We start from the raw sequence: 25,894 nt of genomic DNA, 5'->3' as shown, positions 1-25,894 counted from the left end.
CTCATCACAGAAGCGGAAATGCCTCAAAAACTCATCCCAAATCATCGCACGATAAATTCAAAACAGCTTCTAAATCATTTTTTTATTTGTTTCTTAAATCTACACTTGACACTTAGCTGTGTTCAACAAAAATAAGCATAATAAACGGAAAAATACAACCTTCTTGAAAAAGAAATGCAGTTAATTGTTTTTGGTCATTAAGTTCATCACTGCTTTCATGTCTTTTATATCGTGCGTTGTATCATGTGTTCCATTAAAATGCACAATTTCATACTGTTCAACGTATCGAGGGCATAGGTATAGTCGGAAACCACTTTCACCAGATACTCTTTCAAAATTCGATTCACTCATATACGAAACTGCGTGCCGCGCTGGCTTTTTACACGATAGCCTACGGAAATGATAACATCAAGAGAATAAAAAGCGACCGGCTGCTTCACTCCATCAACACGCAAAAAATGCGTGTTGTTCTTTTTCTCCAACTCATTTTCAGAAAATACATTATTGATGTGCTTTCTTATGGTCTTTTCATCTCTTTCGAATAATGCTGCCATTTGATTGGCAGATAACCATACGGTATCATTTCCCAATTTCACATCAATGGATGTCTTTCCATCTTTCGTCTGGTAAATTACAATTTTATCACTCAAGTTCATAGCTTAATCTTTTTATAGGGGTTAACAATTTTATTTCTTCTTCTTTTTCCGTATTTCTTCCGCCAGCCGGTAATGTATCGCTGCTTCTATCTCTTTGCCGGCTTGCGAAAGGGCATCGGCGAAACATTCTTGGGCACCGGCGTGCTGGGGCTTTAGCGAGGTTGCTTTGTCCAGGTCGGTCATGGCACCCTCGATGTCGCCTGTGTGCAGGCGCAGTTTGCCCCGGTTGTATACGGCTTTGAACTCGTTGGGGCGTAGCTTGACGGCTTGGTTCAGGCATTCGCGTGCTTCACTTATCCGGTTGGCATTGAAAAGCGTGACGCCTTTGCGTACCCAGGCATCGACGTATTCGGGGTACAGTTCGATGGCTTTGTCGTAGTTTGCCAGGGCGGCACGCGTGTCGTGGGCTTGCGTGATGCATTCGTTTCCCATCAGGTAATATTCTTCGGCATATTTTTGCAGGCTTTTCTTCGATTCCCGCATTTCTTCTTTCAGGCGGAGGTTTTCTGCCTTTAACCGGTTGATGATGCCTAACTTTTTACGGATAAAGCGTTGTTGCAAGGGCTTTTCGATGTCGTAGCGGGCATGGATGGCCTTGAAGAAATGGTCGAGGCAAGTTTCGAAGTCACCTTTGTCGAATGCCTTGACGGCAGCGGTATATTCGATGTCCGCCTGCGCCTGCTTCATGGCACGCTCGATGGCTTGCTGGTCGTTGAAATGGTGGGCGAAGGAAACGATTTCGGGACGTACGAAGATGTCGGCACGACTTATCTCCCGCTTCAGGCAGATGCCGTCTAGTGAGGTACACCGGCTCAATGCCACGTAGGTCTGTCCTCCGGCAAATACTCCTCCGGTAAAGTCTATGATGGCGCGGCTGAAGGTCAGCCCTTGGCTTTTGTGTACCGTTATTGCCCAGGCAAGCCGGATGGGATATTGCGTGAAGGTGCCCAGTTCTTCCTCTTCTATCTTATTCTCTTCTTCGTTATACCGGTAGCGGATGTTGCTCCAGCTTTCGCGGCGCACGTCGAGTTCTTTTCCTTCTTCGGTGGTTACGTAAAGGATACCTTCGGCATCGATGCCTGAAAGGATGCCGATGGTGCCGTTTACCCATCGTTTCTCCGGGTCGTTCTTGATGAAGATGATTTGTGCACCGGGTTTCACGGTCAGTTCCATCAGTGTGGGGAGGCTGCTTTCGGGAAATTCGCCATGGATTTCACCTTTCAGCGTGACAGCATCGCCGGGCAGAGCGGCAAGGCGTTGTTCGTTGATGAAGTCTACGTTGTCGCGCCGGGTAGCCAATGTGATGTAAAGGTCGTTCTCGCCCGAGCCCAGTGGTGCCTGATAACGGGTGTTGAGCAGTTGTAAGTCGGCAGAGCCGACGGTATTGGTGCGGATGTGGTCGAGCACGTTGACAAATACGCGGTCGGTCTGCCTGTAGACCTTGGTCAGCTCTACCGATACCAGTTCCATTTGCTGGAACACCCGTGCCGAGAAGAAATAGGGGTTGGGGTAGAAACGGTTGATGATTTCGCGCTCGTCGTTTTTCACTACCGGTTCCAGCTGATACACATCGCCCACCAGCAGCAGCTGTTTGCCTCCGAAAGGTTCGCGCATGTTTTGTGAGTATACACGCAATACCTTGTCGATGAAGTCGATGATGTCGGCTCGCACCATCGAAATCTCGTCGATGATGACCAGTTCGATGTTCTTTATCAGCTTGCGCCGGTCGGCGGTATATTTCAGGAAGCTTTGCAGCTTGTTTCCTCTTAGGCTGAAGTTGGGGTCATCGGGCAACAACGGATGGAAAGGCAGCTTGAAGAAACTGTGCAGGGTGCTGCCTCCGGCATTGATGGCGGCGATGCCCGTAGGAGCCAGCACTACGTATTTCTTTTTGGTGGTCTGGCAGATGTATTTCAGGAAGGTAGACTTACCTGTTCCTGCTTTTCCCGTAAGGAATACGGATTGGCGGGTATACTGGATGAGTTTCAATGCATTTTGGAACTCGGCGTTGGCGGTATCTATTGTGGTGTGTCCGGTCATGGCAGCATTTTCTTGTTCGGGTTTCCTTTTCTGGCAAAGGTACGAAAAGCGGAAGAAATATAAAAGTATACTCAGGAAAGACCTTCTTGAAGTTGGTTGTTTTTTGTCAGTCAATAGGATTGTAAAACGAATATAACTTCGATGGCAGTTTCATATATACTGAAACTGCAGATGAATATATACTCCATCGGCAAAGTAAGTATATATTCGTTTCTCCAGATGCTATATGATTTTTTGTTGACCCTATATTGGCAAGTGGAAGAATATGATTTTTTTTGCCGGAGGGCTTGCATGTTTCACGATAAATACATACTTTTGTAGTGTATTAGTTAAGTAGTACACTATGATACACTGATTATCAGGCAAAGATTTCTGTTGAGGGCCCTGACGGGAAATTTGGCTGAAGATAAAAACACTGATAGATTATGTTGGAAATAAAGAATCTTTCGTTTAATTATGGCAGGCGCAAAAAAGAGGTGCTGAGCCATTTTTCTCTTTCGCTTCGGCAAGGGGGTATCTACGGGTTATTAGGGAAGAACGGAACCGGAAAATCTACTTTACTTGCTTTGATAAGCGGGCTGCTTACTCCTTGTCAGGGAGAGATAATATATAAAGGTAAGGATGTGCGCCGCCGTTTACCCGATACGTTGTGCGACTTGTTTTTAGTGCCCGAAGAGTTTGAATTGCCTTCGCTCACATTGGCACGTTACATAAAGTTGAACAGCTGCTTTTATCCCCGGTTCAGTACAGAAGACATGAGGCGCTATCTCGACCTTTTCGAACTGGATGCCGACCTTAACTTGGGAACTCTTTCGATGGGGCAGAAGAAGAAGGTGTTTATGAGTTTTGCACTGGCGGCAAATACTTCTTTGCTATTGATGGACGAACCTACGAATGGGTTGGATATTCCCGGCAAGAGTCAGTTCCGTAAACTGATAGCTTCGGGAATGAGCGATGAGAAGTGTGTGGTAATTTCTACGCACCAGGTGCGTGATATAGACCGTATGCTCGATCATGTGGTGATTATTGACGGAAGTCGTGTGTTGCTCGACCAGTCGGTGGCGGATATCTGCCGTACTTTGGTTTTCCGGGAGAGCAGTAGCCGCGAACTGGTGGGGCAGGCACTTTATGCTTTGCCTTCGGTAGAGGGGAACAGTCTGATACTGCCTAATGCTGGTGGTGAAGAGACTGAAATCAATTTGGAACTTTTGTTTGGAGCCGTGCTTGCCGAACCCGACAAAATAGCGGCGATGTTTCATGCTTAAAAAGAAAAAGATGAGGACAAATCAGTTTTTTGATGTGCGGCGGTTTGGGATGATGTGCCGCAGGGAGTTACTGGAACCGTGGAAAACACATTTGCTCCGGTTTGTAGCTTGTTATGCCGTATTGGCAGTTATACTGGTAGGATATGGAATGGAGACGTACAACCATTTGTCGCCTGGCACCCCCTTGGAATACAGTCATGCTTTGATGCAGTTTTTTATGGTGATTTTTTATGCGATGGGGATGCTGTTTGCTTCTTCTTTTATGGAGCGGATGAAGACAAAGACAGGCCGTATTGCTTTTCTGATAACTCCGGCTTCGGCTTTCGAGAAGTATCTTTCGCGCTGGTTGCTGGTGACGGTGGTTTTTATCGTTGCATTTGCAATAGCGTTCGGGCTTGCCGACCTGACGAAAGTGTTGGTTTGCAGGATGTTGTACAGCAATGTGGCAGAGCAGATAACCTTTGTTCCCTGGAGTGAAGTGTTTACTCATCCTTATGCTGGCTGGAGGCTGGGCGTAGTGGCAAGTAGTTTCTGCTTTTTACAGTCGTTGTTCGTGTTGGGCAGTGTGATTTGGCCCAAGAATGCGTGGATCAAGACATGTGCTGCCTTGATTGTCATCTTGTTGTTGCATGTGCAGGCAGTTATGGTAGTTTATCAGGTAAGAGGCAGTTTTCACCGCGGATTTTATCTGACGGACGAGGATATGAATCGTCTGGTTATCGGAGTAGGGATTGTCTGGGCAGTGTTCAACTGGACGTTGGCTTATTTTCGGTTTAAAGAGTCGGAAATCATTAATCGCTGGTAACTTATGGATTTTAAGGAAAGTAAAGCCATTTATCTGCAGATTGCCGACCGTATTTGTGATGAAATTCTTCTCGGCGTATATCCCGAAGAAGGGCGTATCCCTTCTGTGCGCGAATATGCGGGCATGGTGGAAGTGAATGCCAATACGGTGGTGCGCTCGTTCGACTACCTGCAGCAGCAGGGCATTATCTACAACAAGCGGGGCATCGGTTATTTTGTGGCTGCAGGTGCCCATCGGGTGATATACGACCTGCGCAAAGAACATTTCTTGCAAGAGGAGTGTGGATATTTTTTCAAACAATGTGTCATGTTGCATATTTCGGCGGATGAACTTGCCGGAATGTACCAGGACTTTATAACTGAATCAGAAAAAAACAAAAGTGTATGAAACGTACTACCTATATCATGATAGCCTTGTTGGTAGCAGGATTGCTGCTGACAAGTGGGTTTGCCTTTTATTTGACTCTTGAAACTCCTTCTCCCAAACGAACGGAATTGGGCGAATCGGGTATGGAACAAGTCCGTCCTTTGCCGGTTTGTAAATCGGTTAGGTTGGTGCTGGAGGAAATCGGAGAGCGTCCTGTTGTTATGCCGTTGGAAATATGTCCGGCCGATTCGGCAGGCGGCAGTCTTTCGTATGTTTCAGGTATGGAAAACTGTATGAAGGTTGAAGCACTGGAAGACAGTACATTGTTGCTCAGTTTCAACTTTTCTGAGGATAGCTTTCCGGCTGCGCTTGCATCTGCGTCTGATGGAAGGGTGTATACGCTTTCTTCCATGCGTCTGAAGCTTCCCGATGCGGTAAAGGCTGTAAGTATCGATATGCCATGTGCAGACGTTTCATTCAGAGGTATCGGGCGGGACACTTTTTCCATCCGGACGCAAAGTCCGACGAAACTGGAAGAGTGTATGTTTGATATGCTTTCGGTATCGGGTAATGGACTGGAACTGAGAAGCGGCCGCGCCGAGCATCTGCATGTAAATTTGGATGAAACTTACAACTGGCAGGTTCATGTAGGGTCATTTCATATCGGTACAGAGCATCTCTTTGGTAGTAACAGTCATACTTGTGTGTGGCAAAAGGGTGAAAGCAAGGAGCTGTTATGGGAACCGAAGACAGACTATGCCAAGCTGAATGTGATGCTGGAAGAGGCAAGCCGGATAGTGAAAGAGGAATGAAAGATATTGTCCTCCTTACACTTCCTTGTTTTCCCCTTCCTGCTGGATGCACCAGAACTTAACGCCTTTGGCATCGGCAAATTCCTTCATCCGTCCTGCCGACTGGAATCCGCTGGCTACGAAATGCATAGGTACGAGCAAGCCTACCTGGAAGCGGTCGATGAACTGGCGGGCTCCTCGTGTATAGCCGTTCCCGATACGTCCGTCTATGGGAAACATTACGAGGTCGAAGCCGGCGGTAAGCTTGCGGATGTCTTTCAGTTCGCCCAAGTATTGTTTTTCTTCTTTCTCCGGGTTGATTTCCATACCAAATTCGGGGCTGTATATGGTTCCGCCTGTATAGTCATCGGTCAGGAAGCGGGCGTACCAGTTATTCAGATCGCCTGCGTGGAAGAGGGTTTTGCCTTCGGTGCGCACTATCCACGACACACCGCTATCGTTGCTTCCGGTAGCGGTGACATGGATATGTCTGTCTTGCCAGCTTCCTCCTTTGGCAAGCCAGGCATCGGCTTCGTCACGTCTGGCTCTACGGTGTTTCAAGATGTCTTTCGAAAGGAGATAAGTGATGTCCGGTTTTATTGATTTCCAAGTGAAGATGTCGCGGTTGAAATGGTCTTCGTGGAAATGGCTGGCAAACACGTACATTGGTTTGTTGCATTTCAGCAATCCGTCGATAACATGTGCCGGATCCAGCCAATAGTCGAAGACCAGCATGCAATTTTCGGTTTCTAAGGCAAATCCGCTATGGAAAATGTAGGTTAGTTTCATATATCTTTTGTTATCTTCTATATTTGTTTCGATACTCGGCAGGCGTGATGCCGTATTCTTTCTTGAAACAGCGGTTGAAATAGGGGATGTCGGCAAACCCTACTGAATAAGCTATTTCGGAGATGTTTTGGTCAGTACGGTTGAGCAATGTGGTTGCCATCTGCAGACGGAAATGGTTGAGATATACCGTAAACGGTTCGTTGGTGGACTTTTTGAAGAACAGGCAAAAGGCGTTTTTGTTCATGGCAATGTAGTCTGCTATTTCGTCCAGTGTAATTTTCCGGTGGTAGTTTTCGATGATATATCTGTAGACGGTCTGCAGGCGCTGTTTGTTTTTATGAATGGGCATGCCATTGAAGGCATGATGGCCGATGTATCTGCTGTAGCCTGGGCGGAAAGCAAGTGCAAGGATTTGCAACAATCCTAAAAGTCGTTGTTGTTCGTTGTAATTGTCGAAATCCAGCAGGATGTGACGTATTTCTTTCGCTCCTTCCCCTTGTATCGACAAACATTGTTTCAGATTGGTGTAGAACGAGGCGATATCTTGAAATTCTTTGGCAAAGCTGGCAAGTCGGTTCAGAAAAGCTTGCGGAAACTGGATGAATGCCTCTTCTATCCTTTCGTCTGCCGGACACGCCAGTTTGTCGTATATCCAGCAATGGGGGATGTTGGCAGGTACGATGATGATGTCACCTTCCCGAAAGTTTTCGATGAAATCGTCCGTAATGCGTTGTCCTCCGCCTTTGATGACGAATCCGATTTCCAGTTCCGGATGCTGGTGATAGCCTATCGCACTTTTGTACCACGATGTACAACGGCGGTAGAAGAATGAGTTTTCTGTATTTTGCGCTACTTGTTCGTAAATGACATTGTTCATGGTTTTCTCCCGTTAGCTTTGCGAATATATACAATATTATGGGCAGGTGTATGCTAAAGGGGGAAAATTTAGATACTTTTGTGAATATACGACAATAGTGCGTGTGTTTTGTTCAATTTTTTTGTAAAAATATCCATTACCTTTGCTATCATAAATTAATAGTTAAGGTTACATTGTCGGTCGGGATGTAGAGAGTACATGTACCGGCCGTTTTTTTACCGCTTTAAAACGGAAAAAAGCGATTGCACAATGGTGTAACCGCTTTTTGATTATTTACAAAAAGCCTTTCGGCATTTATCAGATTCTTTACTAAAAGCTTCTGCTTTTCGGGCTTTAGCTTAATTTGTTTTTTTACTTGCTGAGTTTGTCATTCAGCATTACATAACCCCAGATCATCGGATCTGCATTGGCAATCTTGTGAAAAATGTTTTTTACCTTTTTCATAATTGTTATCCTTTCTTTGTTTAGTTAATAATACCTGAAAACTTAATTACTTGTAATACCTAAATCTTGTTATCCTTTCAATCTCGGGCGAACCTCACGGCTGGCCTTTGATGTTTTTTTCTTTTCCAATCTTTACCTTAAAATTACTAGTTAGTTAAGTTCTAGAACTTGTTGTTCTTTAATTACACTGCAAAGATACGACCTTTTTTGATACAAAATATGTTTTATAGCATATATTTTTAGGTTTTGCTTGTTTTGTTGACCTATATCAAAAAAACGGTATGCCTGTAATATCTTTGTCATGCGATGTGAACAATTGTCAGTCGGAGGCTGACAACACGTCATGCCGTTCATTCTGCAACCGAATACTTGAGAAACTGTTTTGAGAAGCTGTTTTGAATTTCTCCAAAAAGTTTTTCTTGGCTTGATGTGTTCGTTTTCAAAACAGTTTCTTCTTGATGTATTGCATGATTTCTTCTTGTTGGTCGGGATGAAACCATTTGATGTCGGTGTCACGTTTGAACCACGTCATTTGCTTGCGTGAGTAGATACGCGAGTTTTGCTTGATTTTTTCAATAGCAAAAGGCAGTTCCCACTCTCCATCGAAGTATTTGAAGAGTTCTTTATAGCCTACGGTATTGAGTGAGTTGAGGTGACGGTAAGGATAGACTTTGCGTGCTTCTTCCAATAATCCTTCTTCCATCATCTGGTCTACACGGTGGTTGATGCGTTCGTAAAGTTCTTCCCGGTCACGTGTTAAACCTATTTTCACGATGTTGAAGGGGCGTTTCTTGCACGTCCGGGTGCGAAAAGATGTGTAGGTCTTTCCTGTCATATAGCAGATTTCGAGAGCATGGATGACCCGTTTGGGGTTTTTGCGGTCTACTATTGCATAATATTCGGGGTCTAAGACTTTCAGTTCGGCACACAATTGTTCCAATCCTTCTTGTTCGTATCTTTCTATCATCAGTTGGCGTGTTTCGGCATCTACCGTGGGGATGTCATCGATACCTTTGCATACGGCATCGACGTACATCATCGAGCCTCCGGTCAGCACCACCACATTGTGTGCTTTAAAAAGTTCGTCCAGTTTTTTGAGCGCATCTGCTTCGTACTGTGCCGCACTGTAATAATCGGTGAGTTGTAATGTGCCTACAAAATAATGAGGAACCCGTGCCAGTTGGTTGGGGGTAGGAGCTGCCGTACCTATTTTCAAATCGGCATAAAGTTGGCGGGAGTCTGCAGAGAGAATAGAAGTATGATAGGTTTCGGCGATGGACAGGCTTAATTCGGTTTTGCCTACGCCGGTAGGACCAATGAGGACGATAAGGGTCATAAAAATGAAGAATTAAAGAATGAAGAATGAAGAATGAGTAAGGTGTTCAACCGATTCTTCATTCTTATTTCTTCATTCTTCATTAAAAAATTAGTATTTATCTTCGTCGTATGGATTTCCTCCGCTTCCTATGTCATAGCCGTCGGGGTCGAAATCCTCCATGTCGTATTCCTGATCACCATAAAAGTTTTCGTCAAGGTCGAGCGATGAATCTGCTTTCATCTGTTCGTCGAAGTCTACGGTTTGTTTGGGTGGATTTCCTTCCTTGCGCGAACAAACTGCATGTTCCAAGTCCTTGCCGGTGATGATTTCCGACAGTTCGATAAAGAATACTCGTTCGGTCAGCGGGTCAAACACGTAAATCAGTTTTTGTTTTTCGTCTTCCAGCAATTCGCTCAGACGGGTATCTTTCATGACGAAAGTGTCTTCTTCCGAACTTCCTGTTCCCATATCTTCGAGGGTGATTTCGATTTCTTTTTCCCAGTCATCATCGCAGATAAAAAAGGAAGTCATCTGGTCGTTCTTGTAGTTTGTACATTTTAATATCGCTTCATGCAGGTCGTAGAATGAAGCATCTGAGTCAATTTTGATTTCTCTTAAGAAATCATCCACTTCATCTGATATGATTCTAAATTTGTATACCATAATTCTGTCGTTAATCTTAGATTGATGCGGTAAAGGTACAAAAATTTTTTATCGGATGATTCCTCTTTCTGATTTTTCGATAAAAGAAACGATATATTCGATTTCAGGACTCATCGGAACTTCTTCTTTGACCTGTTGAAGGGCATCGGTCACATTCTTGCCGTTGTTGTAAATGATGCGGTAAGTATTGTGGATGTTTTCAATCAGCTCGTTCGAAAATCCCCGGCGGCGCAGACCTACGATGTTGATTCCGCTATAAGCGATGGGTTCACGTCCGGCTATGATATACGGCGGGATGTCTTTGCTGAACCGACATCCTCCTTGAATCATCACATATCCGCCTACATGGCAGAACTGGTGCATCAGTACGGCTCCGCTCACAATGGCGTTGTCGTCAATAATCACTTCGCCTGCTATTTTGGTGGAATTACCGATGATGCATCCGCTTCCTACGTGTGTATCATGGGCTACGTGTACGCCTTCCATGAGCAGGTTATTGTTTCCTACCACGGTTTTTCCTTTAGCGGCGGTACCCCGGTTGATGGTTACATTTTCGCGGATAGTATTGTTATCGCCTATTTCCGCCGTGGTTTCTTCTCCTCTGAACTTCAGGTCTTGCGGAATAGCTCCGATAACGGCACCGGGAAAAATCCGGTTGTTATTGCCGATGCGTGCACCGTAGAGGATATTCGCATTGGGCATAATGAGGTTATTATCACCGATTACGACGTTCTTGTCGATGTAGACAAAGGGGCCGATTTCTACGTTCTCTCCGATGATTGCTTCGGGGTGTATGTATGCTAATGGACTGATCATGTTATTTGTTTTTTACTATTTGTGCCATAAATTCGGCTTCGCAAACGATTTTTTCTCCTACGAAGATATATCCTTTCATGGTAGAGATGCCGCGCCGAATCGGTGCCAGTAGTTCTACACGGAAGACAAGGGTATCGCCTGGCACTACTTTTTGGCGGAACTTCACATTGTCTATCTTCAGGAAGTAAGTGGAATATCTTTCCGGCTCTGCCAATGAATTGAGCACTAACAGGCCTCCCACTTGTGCCATGGCTTCTACTTGAAGCACACCCGGCATGACCGGCTCTTGTGGGAAATGCCCTTGGAAGAAAGGTTCGTTCGATGTGACATTCTTCACGCCTACGATGTGGTTGGCTCCGATAGCGATGACCTTATCCACCAATTGGAACGGATAGCGGTGAGGAAGGAGCTCGCGGATGCGGTTCACGTCCATCAAAGGCGGTTCGTTGCAATTATAGATAGGAGCCTGAATCTCGTGCAGGCGGATTTCCTTGCGCAATTGGCGTGCGAATTTATTGTTGATGGTATGTCCCGGACGGGTGGCGATGATGCGTCCCTTGATGGGTTTCCCAATCAGGGCAAGGTCGCCGATGATATCGAGCAACTTATGGCGTGCTGGCTCGTTGGACCATACCAAAGGGATGTGATTGATATATCCTAAATGGCTTGCGTCCATGTGCGGGACTCCCATGACATCCGCTAATTTATCGAAGTTTTCTTGGGTCATCTGCTTTTCGTAGATAACGATGGCATTGTCCAAATCTCCTCCCTTGATAAGCCCGGCATTCAGCAGAGGTTCGATTTCCCTCACGAATACGAAGGTGCGTGCCGATGCGATTTCGGTAGGGAATTCATCCATGTTCTCCAATGTGGCGTATTGGTTGGTCAGAATCTTGGAATCGTAAGAGATTAATACGTTTAAGCTGAATTTATCATCCGGCAAGACGATGATGGAAGACCCTGTTTCTTCATCGCGCACTTCGATTTTCGATTTGATGATGTAATAATCTTTCGGAGCGGTTTGTTCCTCAATGCCTACCCGCTGGATGCATTCTACGTATGCTTTCGAGCTTCCGTCTAAAATCGGAAGTTCGGGACCGTTTACCTGAATCAGGCAATTATCGATACCGGCTGCATAGAGGGCAGCCATGGCGTGCTCTACGGTACTTACTTTTACCCCGTTCTTAGCCAAAACAGTACCACGTGTGGTGTCTACCACATTATCCGCTATGGCATCGATGATGGGCTGGTCGTCCAGGTCGATGCGTTGGATTTTATATCCGTGGTGTTCGGGGGCAGGATTGAATGTCACGGTCAGCTTGACTCCGGTATGGAGACCCTTACCGTTCAGTGTAAAACTGCCTTTTAATGTTTTTTGTTTCAACATGGGCTTTATTTATTACGTTGTTTCTTTAATTCTTCCAGTTCTTTTTGCATGCGTCTCATGTCTTCGTACATGTCGGGCAACTTCTTGTATATAACAGCTGAACGCGCAAAAAGTTTCGGGTCGATGGCGGGATATCCCATCAGGGTGCTGCCCGACTTGGTATTGCCCGGTATGCCCGATTGGGCTCCGATAGTCACGCGGTCGCCCACTTTGATATGTCCGGCTACACCTACTTGTCCGGCAAATACGCACCATTCGCCTATCTTGGCGGAACCTGCCACGCCTCCTTGCGAAGCCATCACCGTGTGGCTTCCTATCTCTACATTGTGGGCAATCTGAATCAGGTTGTCCAGCTTTACGCCCTTATGGATGATGGTGGCGCCCATCGTGGCACGGTCTACGCACGTATTGGCACCGATTTCCACATTGTCCTCAATAACGACGATACCGATTTGGGGAATCTTGTCATAGCCTTCGGCGGAGGGGGCAAACCCGAATCCGTCCGCACCGATGACACATCCGGCATGCAGGATGCAATTGTTTCCCACCCGGCAATCCTGATAAATCGTGACATGGGGATAGAGCGTTGTGTTATTTCCTATTTTGGCATGGCTTCCTACGGTCGCATGCGGGTGGATGCAAGCGTTGTCGCCTATCTCCACACCTTCTTCGATGCAGGCAAAGGGACCGATATAGACATCTTTCCCGATTTTAGCGGTCGGAGCAATGGATGCTAACGGGTCGATGCCCGTCTTTTTCGGCTTGCTTTGTTCGTATAAAGTCAGGAGTTGAGCCAGGCTTTCGTATGCGTTGTCTACTTTAATCAAGGTTGCACTTACCGGTTGTTCCGGTTCGAAATCTTTATTGACCAGTACAATCGTTGATTGGGTTGTATATATGTAATGTGTATATTTCGGGTTTGAAAGGAAAGAAATGGCACCCGGCACGCCTTCTTCTATCTTGGCGAATGTATGTACGGTTGCATTCTCATTCCCTACTATTTCTCCGTGGATATATTCCGCAATTTGTTTAGCTGAAAACTCCATAACTTATCGTATCTTTTGGTTTTTCTATTAGTGTCTTTTAGTACGCTCCTTGTTTAATTATGCAAATTACGTATTTTTTTTTTATATAACCGTGCAAAATGTCAATTATTTATCTTTTTAGTGGTCTAAAACTGGTTAACCGATGTTTTTTTTGCTTTAGTCCTGCGGAACACGGCAGGTCTCGGAGGCGTATGCAACCGCTTGCGCATGCCGGTGCAAACGCTTGAGTCGGGGGATGCAGACGCTTGAGTGAGCCGATGCAAGTACATGCGTTTCGAGATGCATAAGCCCTCTCATTGTACCGCACGGGGCAGGTGCAATGAGAGGATGCGTGAGCCGGTTTACTCCTTATTATATTATATGGGCGGCTTTCAATTGTTCCGCCATTTGTTTCTGAACCTTTTCGGCTTCATTCTTGGCGGCTTGGGCGAAGGCTTCGCTCTTGTCGGCATAGATGATGGCGCGGCTGGAATTGACAATCAGCCCACACTTGCTGTTCATGCCATATTTACATGCTTCTTCCAGTGAGCCTCCTTGTGCACCGATGCCCGGAACAAGCAGGAAATGGTTGGGTACAATCTTTCGGATGTCTTCGAACATTTTACCTTGGGTAGCACCTACCACGTACATCATGTTTTGGTCGTTTGCCCATTCTTGTGATTTACGCAATACTTTTTCGAAGAGACGTTCGCCTGCTTTGTCTTCGGTCAGCTGGAAATCGTGCGACCCTTTGTTCGAGTTCAATGCCAGTAGGATGACCCATTTGCCTTCATAGGTAAGGAAAGGAGTCACGCTGTCTTCTCCCATATAAGGAGCTACGGTCACCGCATCGATGTCCAGTTCTTCGAAAAAGCTACGGGCATACATTGCCGAAGTATTGCCGATATCTCCGCGCTTGGCATCTGCAATGATGAATTGGTCGGGATAGTTTTTCTTGATATATTCCACGGTTTTTTCGAAAGCTATCCAGCCTTTTACGCCCATGCTTTCGTAGAAAGCCAGGTTGGGTTTATAGGCGATGCAATAAGGGGCGGTAGCATCGATGATGGCTTTGTTGAAGGCGAAGACAGGGTCTTCTTCTTTCAGCAGGTGTTCAGGGATTTTCTTGATGTCGGTGTCCAGTCCTACACACAAGAATGATTGTTTACGTTTGATGTTTTCAAAAAGTTGTTGTTTGTTCATGTTGTGATTAAGTTTAGAGTTATTTTATTTTGTAAATAAATATCCGTTGAAACTTAGATACGTATCTTCAGGCTCTTGTTCGCTGTAGTTCAATGAGAAACGGGTCAGAATGAATGATTTCTCTGGTGAACTGCATCGGAGGACGGTTGGAGGCATTGGCTCTGTTTCGTACTGATTCAGCTCTTTTAGGATACTGAGGTCGAAGTAGAGGGTGTCGTTTGTCCCTTCTATCAATACGGGCAATGTTCCGTTTTTCCACCATGTTTCGGGCAATGCGTTGTCTGTGCCGGAGATTTGTTGTTCGATAGCCGTCAGTTTGTTGTATCCTTGCGGTATATTGACAGAAACTGGCGAAGACGTTTGTCCTCGGTAGGAATGGGATTCCGGTTCGGTTTCGGGTAATGTATAGAGTGAAATGTTTGAGGCAACCAGGTCCTGCAAGCTTTCCCATCCGAACCAGTCGCGCATGTAGCGGATACGGTTGTTCAGGTTTGCTGCCTGCGCATGGGGCATTTCTTTCAGGCAGGTTTCGTAGATGTCTTTCGATAAGGGAAGCGGGTGTGTGGTGGCCTGTTTCAGGCTGGTTTCGATGTCCTTGTGTATTTTGTTGCGGGTGATGCTGGCATAATTGACCGGAAGTATCGATACCAGCAAGAAAATGCATGCAAACGATATTGGAATCCAACTGATACGCCGAGCCCGGTTGGTTAGCAGGCCGATGCATACCAGATAGCACCAGAGGTTGAATGTGAGCAGGTAAAGGCGGTTGATGGTGATGCCATAATCCTGCAGGCGGCGTCCGATGCTGACCGTCATCAGTATCAGCAGTGGCAGTGCCAATATGGGTAACCAGCGTGCAATCAGCCGGTCTGTCCGTTTCTCTTTTTCCATGCGTGCAGGATAAAGTCCGAACTCGATGATGATGCATCCTCCCATCATGATGGTCACGAGCCACGACACCCATCCGATAGGCAATTCCCAATTTGCGAGTATGCTGCCTGCATAGATGTACAATACAATCATGTAACCTATTTCCAATGGAAGAAACAGGTAATGGATGATGCTATTGAGGAATGCGTTGGGCAACGGGCGGTCGTTATGTTTTTCTTTCCCTTGGGGTAAAAGTCCCAGGAAGAGGAATAAGGCAAGGCATACGTTGCACAAGGTGAGAATGTAAAGGTAACATTTGTAGCTTACGTCTATGCCGAACAATGTATGAAGGGATAATATCAGCAAGCTGATGCCTCCACTCATGATGCTCCCGATAACCAGCGAAGTTGCTAGTGCGCCAATGCTGGATGTGGCAAAGTTCCAACTGGGAATGTCATTTTTTGCTTGGGTGAATGAGAGAAAAAATACCGATAGTCCCAATGCAAAAAGAGCCGCTGCATGGGCAATGCCGATTTCTGTAAGCGAACGTTCGGGCGAGAGGGAATACAAGAACCATGTGTCAGCAATGAGTAATGCATGCATGGTTATTTGTATCATCCATTTGCGTGAGTTTCGCTTGACCTCTTCACACCACAGATGCAAGGTGAGTGATAAAAGGGTGCCTGTAGAGAGATAATATCCTGTTACCCAAAATAATTTTTCATCACCTTTTGCTTCAATCGAAATAAGATGAAAGAGGTATAAGGTCAGGGCAAGAACAAACACTACCGTGACGGGGAAACGCTTCAAGGTCGTTTGAAACGTTCCGCCCATAGTTTGTAGTGCTTGTCGGAGCCATTGTCGGTTCATTGTTCTGGATAAATATAGATAAAGTTATAGTTCGCTTTCTTTCAGTCTTTCGGCGTTTTCCGCCACTATCAGGTGGTCGATACAATCCTGTATGTCGCCGTCCATGAAGGCGGCAAGGTTGTAGATGGTATAATTGATGCGGTGGTCGGTGATGCGTCCCTGCGGGTAATTGTAGGTACGGATTTTTGCCGAACGGTCTCCGGTGCTCACCATGGTTTTCCGCTTCGAGGCGATATCGTCGATGTACTTCTGGTGTTCCTTGTCATATATAAAGGTACGCAGGCGCGCGAGAGCCCGTTCCTTGTTTTTCGGCTGGTCGCGCGTTTCGGTACATTCTATCAGGATTTCTTCTACCACGCCCGTATTGGGGTTTTTCCAGTTATAGCGCAGGCGTACGCCCGATTCCACTTTGTTCACATTCTGACCTCCGGCACCAGAGCTTCGGAACGTATCCCATTTGATTTCGCCTTCATTGATTTCCACATCGAAGGGTTCGGCTTCGGGCAATACGGCGACAGATGCCGCCGAGGTATGTACGCGTCCTTGTGTTTCGGTTGCAGGTACACGCTGTACGCGGTGTACGCCCGATTCGTATTTCAGTGTTCCGTAGACTTTTTCTCCCGTGACGGAGCAGATGATTTCCTTGAATCCGCCCGATGCGCCTTCGCTGGCACTCGATACTTCCAGCTTCCAACCTTTGCGCTCGCAATATTTCGAATACATGCGGAAAAGGTCTCCGGCGAAGATGGCGGCTTCGTCCCCTCCGGTTCCTCCTCGGATTTCGAGGATGGCATTACGGTCGTCCTGCGGGTCGGCAGGGATGAGCAGAAGCTTGATTTCCTCTTCCAGTTCCGGTATGCGTGCCTCGCATGCGGCGGCTTCCTCACGTGCCATTTCCTTCATTTCGGGGTCGCTTTCGTTCATCATCGCTTTGGCTTCCTCCAGCCCGGCAAGGCATTGCAGGTATTCCCCGCGTGCCTTCATGATGTCGCCCAGCTCTTTGTATTCCTTGGTGAGCTTCACGTAGCGTTTCTGGTCGGCAATGACGGACGGGTCGGTTATCAGGGTCGATACTTCTTCAAACCGTGCCACCAGTCCGTCTAATTTCTCTAATAATGTATTGTTATTCTCTGACATATAAATTAACCTTCAATCAAATTGATGTATGTTTGTAAAGCTTCTATCTCTTTTTCTTCTACCAGTTGGCGGAAAAGAGCCGGATTCTTGTCTACATGCGATGCTTCAAGCGCCTGATAATATGCCAGTTTGCTTTCGGCATCTCCTTTTAGTAACACAAATACAGAGCCGTGGCGCAACAGGTAAAGGTTCATCAGCAAACGCGAAGTCCGTCCGTTTCCGTCTATAAAAGGATGGATGCGTACCAACTCGTCATGCAGATAGGCGGCAATGTCTACCGGATGCATGCCTTGGGCTTCCATTTCATGGAAACGGAGCAGGAAGTCTTCCATTTGCTTTTCTATCAAATAAGGTTGGGGAGGAACGTGCCGGCTTCCTGAAATCAGTACAGGCACTGTGCGGTAACGTCCTGCGTTTTGCCGGTCGATACCTCGCAAGATAAGTGCATGAATCTGGAGGATGACACGTTCGGTCAGAGGTTCTTCTTTTTGCGCCAGTTCTTTGATAAATGCGATGGCTTCTTGATGGTTGATGGCTTCCAAGTGTTCGCGCATACTTTTTCCGCTTATCGTGAGCCCTTCTTCTACCACAAGTGCGGTTTCCTGCAAGGTCAACGTATTGCCTTCTATCCGGTTGCTTTCGTAGGTATATTCTATGTCGAGGGCTTCCCTTATTTTTTCCAATGCTTCTTTGGGAAGGGGGCGCAACGAGCCTAAACGCGATTTCATCGCATCCAGTTTCGCTAATAATGTATTGTTCTCTGACATCATAATAGGATTTTATCTCTGTTTCTTTTTTCGGGTTGGCACGTGTCGTGCATTATTCCCAAAGCTTTCTTGAAAAGTCTATTTGCCGGAAGACGATACCCCAACAGATGAGCCACCATACTATGCAGAACAGCAGCTCTTGGAACATTTTTTCCGAGAACGTGTGGTTCATGATGAGGGCAATGCAGGTCAGGGTAGAATCTATGGCTACGATGACACACGCCACGCTGATTAAAATAAAATATCCTCTCCGCACACATTGGTTTACACTGGCTAAACCTTTCCAACGGCTGACAAGGAATGCGGAGAGTATGATAATCAAACAGACTAACCGGATGTATGCCATATCAATACTTGAACTCCCCGAACTCACTCCGGATAATCAGTTCCTTATGGTCGCTCTCCTCGATGCGTCCTACTACTTGTGCGTCGATGTTGAACGATTTCGAGATGGCGATGACTTCTTCGGCGTGTTCGGGCGAGAGGTAAACCTCCAGACGGTGTCCCATGTTGAATACCTTGTACATTTCGTCCCAATCTGTTCCGCTCTGTTCCTTGATGGTGCGGAAGAGGGGAGGAACGGGGAAGAGGTTGTCTTTGATTACCCGGCAATTGTCGCCTACGAAGTGGAGCACCTTCGTCTGTGCGCCTCCCGAGCAATGCACCATGCCGTGGATGTGCGGACGCAGGGCATCGAGCAGCTTCTTGACCACCGGCGCATACGTGCGGGTAGGAGAGAGCACCAGCTTGCCGGCATCGATGGGCGAGCCTTCTACCGGGTCGGTCAGCTTCAGGTTTCCGCTGTATACCAGGTCTTCGGGCACGGCGTGGTCGTAGCTTTCAGGATATTTCTCCGCCAGGTATTTGGCGAACACATCGTGGCGTGCCGAGGTCAGCCCGTTGCTTCCCATGCCGCCGTTGTATTCTTTTTCATACGTGGCTTGTCCGTAGGAGGCAAGTCCTACGATGACATCGCCCGGGCGGATATTGGCATTGTCTATCACGTCGGCACGCTTCATGCGGCAGGTCACGGTAGAGTCTACGATGATGGTGCGCACCAGGTCGCCCACATCGGCGGTTTCGCCTCCCGTGGCATATACGCCTACACCCATTTCGCGCAGTTCGGCAAGCAGTTCATCCGTACCGTTGATGATGGCGGAGATTACTTCGCCCGGTACCAGCAGTTTGTTGCGTCCGATAGTGGACGAGACCAATATGTTGTCGACCGCTCCCACGCAGAGCAGGTCGTCGATGTTCATAATCAGCGCGTCTTGTGCGATGCCTTTCCAAACCGAGAGGTCGCCTGTTTCCTTCCAGTATAGGTAAGCCAAAGAAGATTTGGTGCCTGCCCCATCGGCATGCATGATGTTACAATATTCAGGGTCACCGCCCAGGATATCGGGTATGATTTTGCAGAATGCTTTCGGGAAAATGCCTTTGTCGATGTTCTTGATGGCGTTGTGTACATCTTCTTTCGATGCCGACACGCCGCGTTGCATATATCGTTGGTTGCTCATAAGAATTTATGTTATGAATTATTGATTTACAAATGCTATAATATTGATTTGCAAAAATAGTGAATATTTCGGAGAATAGGAAACGCAAAGGCGTAAAAACGATGCCGGTAAGCAACTATTCATAATTTGTCAATTGGAAAAATTCCAGCGGTTCGCTTTCGTTCCCGCACCGGTCTACGGCGGTCACCGCCCAATAGAGGTATTCTTGCCAAGGCACTTCGGGCACATAGGTGTAGCGGGTGTCCTCGATGCGTGGGGCAATCAGGTTGAGGGGGTTCCGCGTGTCTACCGGATAAGTGTCCGACGCATAGAGGCGGTAATATACCGGCGAGAGGTTATCGGTAGAGGCTTCCCAGCGGAAACGGATGCCTCGGTCTAAAAGCGTGAAAGACGGCTCTTGGGGCTTGGCAGGTGCGATGCTGTCCGTCCATGTCATGGGCGGGACGAGTGCCGGAAGCGGGTAGAAATGTTGCCTCAGCTCGTCGAATACGCTTTTGGTATTGTCGAGCAGGAAGCGGGTACGGAAGTAAGCCTGTCCGTCCAGCCCGATGGAACGGATGAAATAGATTTGCCGGATGACTTCGTCCAGTTGCCAGTCCTGTTCTTTGGGGTGCAGGAAGTAGATGCCCAGTCCGGGCACAATCCACCGCCCGTATGCATTCTCTTTCCAGTCGAGGGCAAACGGGTAAAAGTGGTTTCCTTGGAAATACATCATGGGGAAAAGTGCGTCGTGGATGCCTTCTTTCAGCCATTGCTGGGCGTCCTGATACACCTCTTCATAGGCGTTCCAGCCGTGCGAAGAATAGCGTTCCGTATCGCGGTATTTGCCGATGGGCGAGCTGCTTACCTTTACCCACGGTTTCATCGACTTGACTTCGGTATATATCCGGCGCACGATGCGTGTGATGTTGTCCCGCCGCCATTGTGTCAGGCCTTGCCGTTTCCCATACTTGCGGTATGTGCTTTGGTCGGGGAAGCGTTCCCCCTGCTCGGGGTACCGGATGTAATCGAGATGGATGCCGTCCACATCGTATCCGGATACGATTTCGCGCACGATGTTTGCCAGATATTCATCCGTTCCGGGATTGCCCGGGTCCAGGTACCAGCTTCCCTTGAATTGCCTGCAGAGCGAGGGGTGTTTGCGGGTCAGGGCGTTTTTCCCAAGCATCCGTATCTGGCGGGTGTTCCCGATGGGGATAGCCACGAGCCAGGCATGCAGTTCCATGCCCCGCCGGTGGCATTCTTCTATGGCGAATTTCAATGGGTCGTAGCCGGGGTGCTTGCCTTCGGTACCCGTCAGCGATTCGGCGAAAGGCTCGAATGCCGAGGGGTAGATTACGTCTCCCCGCAGGCGGGTTTGGAAAAGTACCGTATTGAAGTTGGCTTGTTTCAGCTGGTCAAGGATATGGCATAGTTCGGCCTTCTGGCGTTCGATGCCTTGGGGAGAGACGGCTTTATGGCTAGGCCAGTCCATACCGCCCAGCGTAGTGAGCCACGTGGCGCGTATCTCGTATTTCGGGGCTGTTTGCGCGAAAGCGGTGAGGAAGGGGAAGAGCAGCAGGGCGAGAATCGTATATCGTAGCTTTTGTCTCATGTCGTGATGTTTTTAGGCGGGCAAAGATACAAACATTTTTCTTTTTTATTACTTTTGCGGGCGATGTTTATAAATGTGTTTTTGTTTGAAACGCGGATTAACGCGGATTAACGCAGATTATTTGATGTATTCTGTAGTCCCAGTGGGGTCGTGGATATTTATTAAATATAATCTGTGTTAATCTGCGCTAATCTGCGTTTCAAAAACGATAAAGAATAGTATGAAAAAACAGATTGTATTATTGGCAGCCCTGCTGGGAGGTATACTGGCAGGCAATGCGCAGAAGAAAGGATTCGACTATAAATTTTATGGTCAGGTGCGTACCGATTTGTTCTATAACAGCCGGTCGAATTCGGAAACGGTGGACGGACTGTTCTATATGTATCCGCTGGATAAAGTGGAAGACCCTAACGGAAAAGACCTGAACGACAACGGGAACAGCGATTTCTATACCCTTTATACCCGTTTGGGCGTGGACGTGACGGGACCGATGCTGGGCAAGGCAAAGACTTCGGCAAAGGTGGAAGTGGACTTCCGCGGTTCGGGCACAACGTATTCGCTCTTCCGCATCCGCCACGTGTATTTCAATCTTGACTGGGGCAAGTCGGCGTTGCTGGTGGGGCAGACCTGGCATCCGCTCTATGGCGATGTGGCTCCCGAAATACTGAACCTCAACATGGGTGCTCCTTACCAGCCCTTCAGCCGCGCTCCGCAAATCCGGTACCGCTTCACTTCGGAAAACTTCCGCCTGACCGCCGCCGCTATCTGGCAATCGCAATACCTTTCGGTAGGTCCCAGTTCCAACGAGCCGGGCGCTACCGCTACCCGCAAGCACCAGGATTTCATCAAGTGGAGCAGCATCCCCGAGGTGTATGTGGGCGTGGATTACAAGCGGCCGGGCTTGATAGCCGGTGCCGGCGTACATGTCAGCTCCATTACGCCCCGTACCCAGTCGGAAACCGGGAGCGGCACGTATAAGGTGGACGAACGCATCACCGGCATTTCGGGCGAGGCGCATGTGAAATACACGCGTAACAATTGGCTGGTAGCCGCCAAAACCGTATTGGGCACCAACCTGACGCAAGCCAGCACCGTAGGCGGATACGGCATCCGGAGCATCGACCCCGTGACCGGCGAGCAGGAGTATGCGCCGCTCCGCACTTCTACTACGTGGGTGAACGTGGCATACGGCAAGACGTGGCGTCCGGCATTGTTCTTCGGTTACCTGAAAGGCTTGGGGGCTACGGAAGAAGTGCCCTACGGCACGTTAGGCACAGGGACCACCCTCGACCAGCTTTTCACCGGCACCGCCGAACTGACTTATAACCGCCCGCACTGGAAGTTCGGTGCCGAATATTCGGTGTGCAACGCCTGGTACGGCGATGAATTCGATGCGAAAGCCAAGGCGCTTTCTTCGCATACCGTCTTGAACCACCGCTTGGTAGTGACGGCTATTTTCCAGTTTTAAGGGGAAAAGTGTACCCGATTCCATGGCATCCCCGAAATGCCTATCGGTGACATTACGCCGAAGCATGTCTGTATCCGTGCATGCGAGGACGCTGAGTTCCGCTATTGCAAGAACGTACACCAGGAGGATGTGGAAGTTCAGGTAGTGAAGTAATCGGTTGGTTTCCATAGCGTTTTGTGATTTTGGTTCGAAGGCAAAGGTACGTCTTTTTTCCCGTCCGGCAATGGATTTGAAACGGGTGGGTGTGAAAATCTTTAACGCTATGCGGCGATTGTTTGTATGATGCTGTAAATGAGTTGTATATGAATTATAAAAAATGAATATCCGCAAACATCCCATGTAGGGGCGTATCGCATACGCCCGAATGCGTCCACTTATCCACGTGGATGTCTTCAGGGCGTATGCGATACGCCCCTACAGCTTGTTTGGCGAAATGCGGTATTCACATAGGGTAATTTGAAATCACGTTATCCTACATTTTTCGCAAGCACAACAAACAATCTAACAGTTCTAACAGATAACAGTTATCTAAATTGAAAAATTGAATCGCAGAAAGTGCGCATATAAATATATATTATATTTATTAACATTCTCTCTACTCGTCGCTCGCTTGCCGTTTTCAAAAAAAGAACTGTTATCTGTTAGAACTGTTAGATTTATTGACGGATTGCAAATTCGGCGTAGCAAATTTATATGTTATGCGCATATATATGCATAAGCTATTCCAGTTAAGTGCAGGAGGGGTAGCATATAGCTGCGCCGCGCCCCGGAAAAGCTTGCATGATTCAAAACTTTTTCGTAACTTTGTAGCGTAACCAAAACCTGATGCTATGCCGTTTCTACCTTTGTTTTTGCCCTTGTATTTTGCCTCTTGTGTATGTTTTTCCATGTTGATTTGAGTAAGAAGCCTTATCTTCGCAGCATCAAGATAATCAACGGAAACATTTATTTTAAAAAAGAAAAACGATACATGAAGAAACAGTTACTTTATTCGTTGGCTGCCCTTACGCTGGCAGCATGTGGCGTGGAGAAGCAGGAACCCATCGACCGCCGGGCGTTGGTGGAGCGCAACAATCCGCAAGTGGCGGCGATGGATTCGCTATCGTCGCTCTCGGTGGGGAACGGCGAGTTTGCCTATACCGTAGACGCGACCGGGCTTCAGACTTTCCCCGAAGTGTATAAGAACGGAGTGCCTCTGGGCACACAGAGCCAATGGGGCTGGCACAGCTTTGCCAATACGGGCAACTACAAGCCCGAAGACGCCCAAAAGGAATACGATTTCGGGCGCGGGCACAAGGAGGTGTATGCGTGCCAGTTCAAGGAAGAAGGCCGTCAGAAAGACGCTTCCAACTGGCTTCGCGTCAATCCGCACCGCCTGCATCTGGGCATTGTGGGCCTGGAGCTGGACGAGTCGGTTACGCCCGGCCAGGTGAAGGATATCCGTCAGACGCTGGATATGTGGGACGGGGAAATCACCAGCAGCTTTTCGCTGGACGGAACCCCTTACCGGGTACAGACCGTTTGCCATCCTGAACGCGACATGATAGCCGCACGGGTGTCTTCCACTGCTCCTGCGGGCATCAAGCTCCGTTTCCCTTACCCTACGGGCAAGCATTGCGACGATGCGTGCGACTGGGAAGCGAACGACAAGCATTCGACTACGGTGGTGGAACAAGACGGGCAGAGCGCCGTGCTGAAACGCCAGCTGGACGCCACGACCTATTATGTGACGGTGCGTTGGGAAGGCGATGCTACCCTGAAGGAGAAAGAAAAGAACTATTTCGTCCTGACTCCGGCAGACACGGCTTTTGCCTTTACCTGCCAGTTTACGCCCGAGCCGTCTGACGCGCCTGCCGTGACGTTTGCCCAGTCGGAACAGGCTGCATTGGCGTATTGGAACACGTATTGGACGAAAGGCGGGGCGGTGGACTTCTCGCTTTGCACCGACCCGCGCGCCAAGGAACTGGAACGCCGCGTGGTGCTGAGCCAGTACCTGATGGCTATCCAGTGCGCAGGCTCTACGCCTCCGCAGGAAACGGGCCTGACGTATAACTCGTGGTTCGGAAAGTTCCATTTGGAAATGATTTGGTGGCATCAGGCGCATTTCGCCTTGTGGGGACACCCCGAAATGATGGGACGCACCTTGGGCTGGTATGAAAAGGCGGAACCCGTAGCCCGCCAGATTGCCGAACGTCAGGGATTCGAAGGCGTGCGCTGGATGAAGATGACCGACCCGAGCGGCATCGAGGCACCGTCGAACGTGGGAAGCTTCCTCATCTGGCAGCAGCCCCACCTGATTTACCTTGCCGAACTGCTTTACCGTGCCGAGCCGTCGGACTCGATTATTCAGAAATATAACAAGCTGGTACAGGAAACCGCCGAGTTTATGTACTCGTTCGCTACCTACGACAAGGAAAACGACCGCTATATCCTGAAGGGCGCCATTCCGGCTCAGGAAACCTTGCGTGCCGCCGATACGGTAAATCCTCCTTTCGAGCTTTCTTACTGGCATTATGCCATGGGCGTGGCTCAGGAGTGGCGCGAACGTGCCGGCATGGAGCGTGTGCCCGAATGGGACGTGCTGATAGAGAAACTCTCTCCGCTGGCATACAACGAAGACCACCTGTATCTTGCCGCCGAGACCGCTACGGATACGTATAAGGACATCCGTTTCACCTCCGACCACATGGCGGTGCTGGGTGCCGTGGGCATTCTTCCGATGAACAAGCTCATCCATGCCGACTATATGCGCAACACTCTCGACTGGGTATGGGACAACTGGAACTGGAACAAGACCTGGGGCTGGGATTACCCGATGACCGCCATGGACGCGGCACGCCTGGGCGAGCCTGAAAAGGCGGTGGGAGCCTTGCTGATGGACAAGCGCACCAACACGTATCTGGTGAACGGGCACAACTATCAGGACGGACGCCTGCGCGTGTACCTGCCGGGTAATGGCGGCTTGCTTACCGCCGTGGCGATGATGTGTGCAGGCTGGGACGGTTCGGAAGGCGTGAACCCCGGATTCCCGAAAGACGGTACGTGGAACGTGCGTTGGGAAGGCTTGAAGCCGATGCCGTGAGTGTGATTTACGATTTGGCGATTTACTATTTTACTATTTTGGTAGAGACGTCACATTTATGAGGGGGTATCAAAATAAAAACACTATCAAAAAAGTAATGTCATCCTAGACAAAGTGCAGGATCTCGTATGCATAGTTTTCTGT

At 48.2% G+C, this 25,894-nt stretch carries 22 protein-coding genes; 6 read left to right on the top strand and 16 right to left on the bottom strand.

The genetic code is table 11. The annotated features are described in order from the left end of the window. Positions 1-347: 347 nt before the first annotated feature. The gene (gene rhuM, locus H9625_RS11235; RefSeq protein WP_022039747.1) at positions 348-656 is read right to left on the bottom strand and encodes a RhuM family protein; all 309 of its coding nucleotides are present in this window, start codon (positions 654-656) and stop codon (positions 348-350) included. Between the two features lie 30 nt (positions 657-686). Further along, on the bottom strand, positions 687-2,696 hold the full coding sequence (locus H9625_RS11230) for an AAA family ATPase (RefSeq protein ID WP_191764382.1): 2,010 nt from the start codon (positions 2,694-2,696) through the stop codon (positions 687-689). Between the two features lie 425 nt (positions 2,697-3,121). On the opposite strand from H9625_RS11230, the gene H9625_RS11225 reads away from it, so the two are divergent. From H9625_RS11225 to H9625_RS11210, 4 genes are read left to right on the top strand one after another with little or no spacing between them, the layout of a single operon-like run. Next, positions 3,122-3,961, top strand: a complete 840-nt coding sequence (locus tag H9625_RS11225) for an ABC transporter ATP-binding protein (protein WP_022039750.1) — start codon at positions 3,122-3,124, stop codon at positions 3,959-3,961. Between the two features lie 10 nt (positions 3,962-3,971). Further along, entirely contained in the window at positions 3,972-4,766 is a 795-nt protein-coding gene (locus tag H9625_RS11220; RefSeq protein WP_143270441.1) for a hypothetical protein, read from the top strand. A 3-nt stretch (positions 4,767-4,769) separates the two neighbouring features. Beyond that, positions 4,770-5,153: a GntR family transcriptional regulator gene (locus tag H9625_RS11215; protein ID WP_087251407.1), complete on the top strand. Its 384-nt coding sequence runs from the start codon at positions 4,770-4,772 to the stop codon at positions 5,151-5,153. Beyond that, complete coding sequence (locus H9625_RS11210; RefSeq protein ID WP_191764380.1) at positions 5,150-5,944, top strand: hypothetical protein; 795 nt, start codon at positions 5,150-5,152, stop codon at positions 5,942-5,944. Before H9625_RS11215 ends, H9625_RS11210 begins: the two co-directional genes overlap by 4 nt. Before the next feature lie 15 nt (positions 5,945-5,959). Here the strand turns inward: H9625_RS11210 and H9625_RS11205 are convergent, their stop codons facing one another. The 14 genes from H9625_RS11205 to H9625_RS11140 form a co-directional block, all read right to left on the bottom strand. Then, on the bottom strand, positions 5,960-6,712 hold the full coding sequence (locus H9625_RS11205; protein WP_087210820.1) for an MBL fold metallo-hydrolase: 753 nt from the start codon (positions 6,710-6,712) through the stop codon (positions 5,960-5,962). 10 nt (positions 6,713-6,722) lie between these two features. Continuing rightward, entirely contained in the window at positions 6,723-7,589 is an 867-nt protein-coding gene (locus H9625_RS11200; protein ID WP_087210817.1) for an AraC family transcriptional regulator, read from the bottom strand. Between the two features lie 883 nt (positions 7,590-8,472). Beyond that, complete coding sequence (gene miaA, locus H9625_RS11195) at positions 8,473-9,369, bottom strand: tRNA (adenosine(37)-N6)-dimethylallyltransferase MiaA (RefSeq protein WP_225226411.1); 897 nt, start codon at positions 9,367-9,369, stop codon at positions 8,473-8,475. A 90-nt stretch (positions 9,370-9,459) separates the two neighbouring features. Continuing rightward, positions 9,460-10,014: an IS1096 element passenger TnpR family protein gene (locus tag H9625_RS11190; RefSeq protein ID WP_022039758.1), complete on the bottom strand. Its 555-nt coding sequence runs from the start codon at positions 10,012-10,014 to the stop codon at positions 9,460-9,462. Positions 10,015-10,062: 48 nt separating this feature from the next. Next, positions 10,063-10,830, bottom strand: coding sequence for an acyl-ACP--UDP-N-acetylglucosamine O-acyltransferase (lpxA, locus tag H9625_RS11185; RefSeq protein WP_191764378.1), 768 nt, complete (start codon positions 10,828-10,830; stop codon positions 10,063-10,065). 1 nt (position 10,831) lies between these two features. After that, complete coding sequence (locus H9625_RS11180) at positions 10,832-12,217, bottom strand: bifunctional UDP-3-O-[3-hydroxymyristoyl] N-acetylglucosamine deacetylase/3-hydroxyacyl-ACP dehydratase (protein WP_191764376.1); 1,386 nt, start codon at positions 12,215-12,217, stop codon at positions 10,832-10,834. 5 nt (positions 12,218-12,222) lie between these two features. Continuing rightward, positions 12,223-13,263, bottom strand: a complete 1,041-nt coding sequence (lpxD, locus tag H9625_RS11175) for a UDP-3-O-(3-hydroxymyristoyl)glucosamine N-acyltransferase (RefSeq protein ID WP_191764374.1) — start codon at positions 13,261-13,263, stop codon at positions 12,223-12,225. Between the two features lie 351 nt (positions 13,264-13,614). Next, entirely contained in the window at positions 13,615-14,445 is an 831-nt protein-coding gene (gene pyrF, locus H9625_RS11170; protein WP_191764372.1) for an orotidine-5'-phosphate decarboxylase, read from the bottom strand. A 24-nt stretch (positions 14,446-14,469) separates the two neighbouring features. Then, on the bottom strand, positions 14,470-16,149 hold the full coding sequence (locus tag H9625_RS11165; RefSeq protein WP_225226410.1) for a DUF4153 domain-containing protein: 1,680 nt from the start codon (positions 16,147-16,149) through the stop codon (positions 14,470-14,472). A gap of 60 nt (positions 16,150-16,209) precedes the next feature. Further along, positions 16,210-17,322: a peptide chain release factor 1 gene (prfA, locus tag H9625_RS11160; protein ID WP_191764368.1), complete on the bottom strand. Its 1,113-nt coding sequence runs from the start codon at positions 17,320-17,322 to the stop codon at positions 16,210-16,212. 5 nt (positions 17,323-17,327) lie between these two features. Continuing rightward, positions 17,328-18,092, bottom strand: coding sequence for a Fic family protein (locus H9625_RS11155; RefSeq protein ID WP_394354938.1), 765 nt, complete (start codon positions 18,090-18,092; stop codon positions 17,328-17,330). Between the two features lie 49 nt (positions 18,093-18,141). Then, on the bottom strand, positions 18,142-18,435 hold the full coding sequence (locus H9625_RS11150) for a hypothetical protein (protein WP_087396537.1): 294 nt from the start codon (positions 18,433-18,435) through the stop codon (positions 18,142-18,144). A 1-nt stretch (position 18,436) separates the two neighbouring features. Then, complete coding sequence (locus tag H9625_RS11145; RefSeq protein WP_191764366.1) at positions 18,437-19,606, bottom strand: AIR synthase-related protein; 1,170 nt, start codon at positions 19,604-19,606, stop codon at positions 18,437-18,439. A 115-nt stretch (positions 19,607-19,721) separates the two neighbouring features. Continuing rightward, entirely contained in the window at positions 19,722-21,200 is a 1,479-nt protein-coding gene (locus H9625_RS11140; RefSeq protein ID WP_013619276.1) for a glycoside hydrolase family 10 protein, read from the bottom strand. Between the two features lie 220 nt (positions 21,201-21,420). Between H9625_RS11140 and H9625_RS11135 the strand changes: the two genes are divergently transcribed. Together H9625_RS11135 and H9625_RS11130 are read left to right on the top strand one after the other, a co-directional pair. Further along, positions 21,421-22,668, top strand: a complete 1,248-nt coding sequence (locus H9625_RS11135) for a DcaP family trimeric outer membrane transporter (protein ID WP_191764364.1) — start codon at positions 21,421-21,423, stop codon at positions 22,666-22,668. A gap of 970 nt (positions 22,669-23,638) precedes the next feature. Then, positions 23,639-25,750, top strand: a complete 2,112-nt coding sequence (locus H9625_RS11130; protein WP_191764362.1) for a glycoside hydrolase N-terminal domain-containing protein — start codon at positions 23,639-23,641, stop codon at positions 25,748-25,750. Positions 25,751-25,894 lie beyond the last annotated feature (144 nt).

The sequence above is a fragment of the Phocaeicola intestinalis genome, assembly GCF_014837065.1.
In the GTDB taxonomy this organism is placed as follows: Bacteria; Bacteroidota; Bacteroidia; order Bacteroidales; family Bacteroidaceae; genus Phocaeicola; species Phocaeicola intestinalis.
This window is presented reverse-complemented; position numbering and strand designations above follow the sequence as displayed.

Coding starts and splice junctions, on each gene's coding strand:
- rhuM (WP_022039747.1), bottom strand. CDS start 656: ATGAACTTGAGTGATAAAATTGTAATTTACCAGACGAAAGATGGAAAG.
- H9625_RS11230 (WP_191764382.1), bottom strand. CDS start 2,696: ATGACCGGACACACCACAATAGATACCGCCAACGCCGAGTTCCAAAAT.
- H9625_RS11225 (WP_022039750.1), top strand. CDS start 3,122: ATGTTGGAAATAAAGAATCTTTCGTTTAATTATGGCAGGCGCAAAAAA.
- H9625_RS11220 (WP_143270441.1), top strand. CDS start 3,972: ATGAGGACAAATCAGTTTTTTGATGTGCGGCGGTTTGGGATGATGTGC.
- H9625_RS11215 (WP_087251407.1), top strand. CDS start 4,770: ATGGATTTTAAGGAAAGTAAAGCCATTTATCTGCAGATTGCCGACCGT.
- H9625_RS11210 (WP_191764380.1), top strand. CDS start 5,150: ATGAAACGTACTACCTATATCATGATAGCCTTGTTGGTAGCAGGATTG.
- H9625_RS11205 (WP_087210820.1), bottom strand. CDS start 6,712: ATGAAACTAACCTACATTTTCCATAGCGGATTTGCCTTAGAAACCGAA.
- H9625_RS11200 (WP_087210817.1), bottom strand. CDS start 7,589: ATGAACAATGTCATTTACGAACAAGTAGCGCAAAATACAGAAAACTCA.
- miaA (WP_225226411.1), bottom strand. CDS start 9,369: ATGACCCTTATCGTCCTCATTGGTCCTACCGGCGTAGGCAAAACCGAA.
- H9625_RS11190 (WP_022039758.1), bottom strand. CDS start 10,014: ATGGTATACAAATTTAGAATCATATCAGATGAAGTGGATGATTTCTTA.
- lpxA (WP_191764378.1), bottom strand. CDS start 10,830: ATGATCAGTCCATTAGCATACATACACCCCGAAGCAATCATCGGAGAG.
- H9625_RS11180 (WP_191764376.1), bottom strand. CDS start 12,217: ATGTTGAAACAAAAAACATTAAAAGGCAGTTTTACACTGAACGGTAAG.
- lpxD (WP_191764374.1), bottom strand. CDS start 13,263: ATGGAGTTTTCAGCTAAACAAATTGCGGAATATATCCACGGAGAAATA.
- pyrF (WP_191764372.1), bottom strand. CDS start 14,445: ATGAACAAACAACAACTTTTTGAAAACATCAAACGTAAACAATCATTC.
- H9625_RS11165 (WP_225226410.1), bottom strand. CDS start 16,149: ATGGGCGGAACGTTTCAAACGACCTTGAAGCGTTTCCCCGTCACGGTA.
- prfA (WP_191764368.1), bottom strand. CDS start 17,322: ATGTCAGAGAATAACAATACATTATTAGAGAAATTAGACGGACTGGTG.
- H9625_RS11155 (WP_394354938.1), bottom strand. CDS start 18,092: ATGATGTCAGAGAACAATACATTATTAGCGAAACTGGATGCGATGAAA.
- H9625_RS11150 (WP_087396537.1), bottom strand. CDS start 18,435: ATGGCATACATCCGGTTAGTCTGTTTGATTATCATACTCTCCGCATTC.
- H9625_RS11145 (WP_191764366.1), bottom strand. CDS start 19,606: ATGAGCAACCAACGATATATGCAACGCGGCGTGTCGGCATCGAAAGAA.
- H9625_RS11140 (WP_013619276.1), bottom strand. CDS start 21,200: ATGAGACAAAAGCTACGATATACGATTCTCGCCCTGCTGCTCTTCCCC.
- H9625_RS11135 (WP_191764364.1), top strand. CDS start 21,421: ATGAAAAAACAGATTGTATTATTGGCAGCCCTGCTGGGAGGTATACTG.
- H9625_RS11130 (WP_191764362.1), top strand. CDS start 23,639: ATGAAGAAACAGTTACTTTATTCGTTGGCTGCCCTTACGCTGGCAGCA.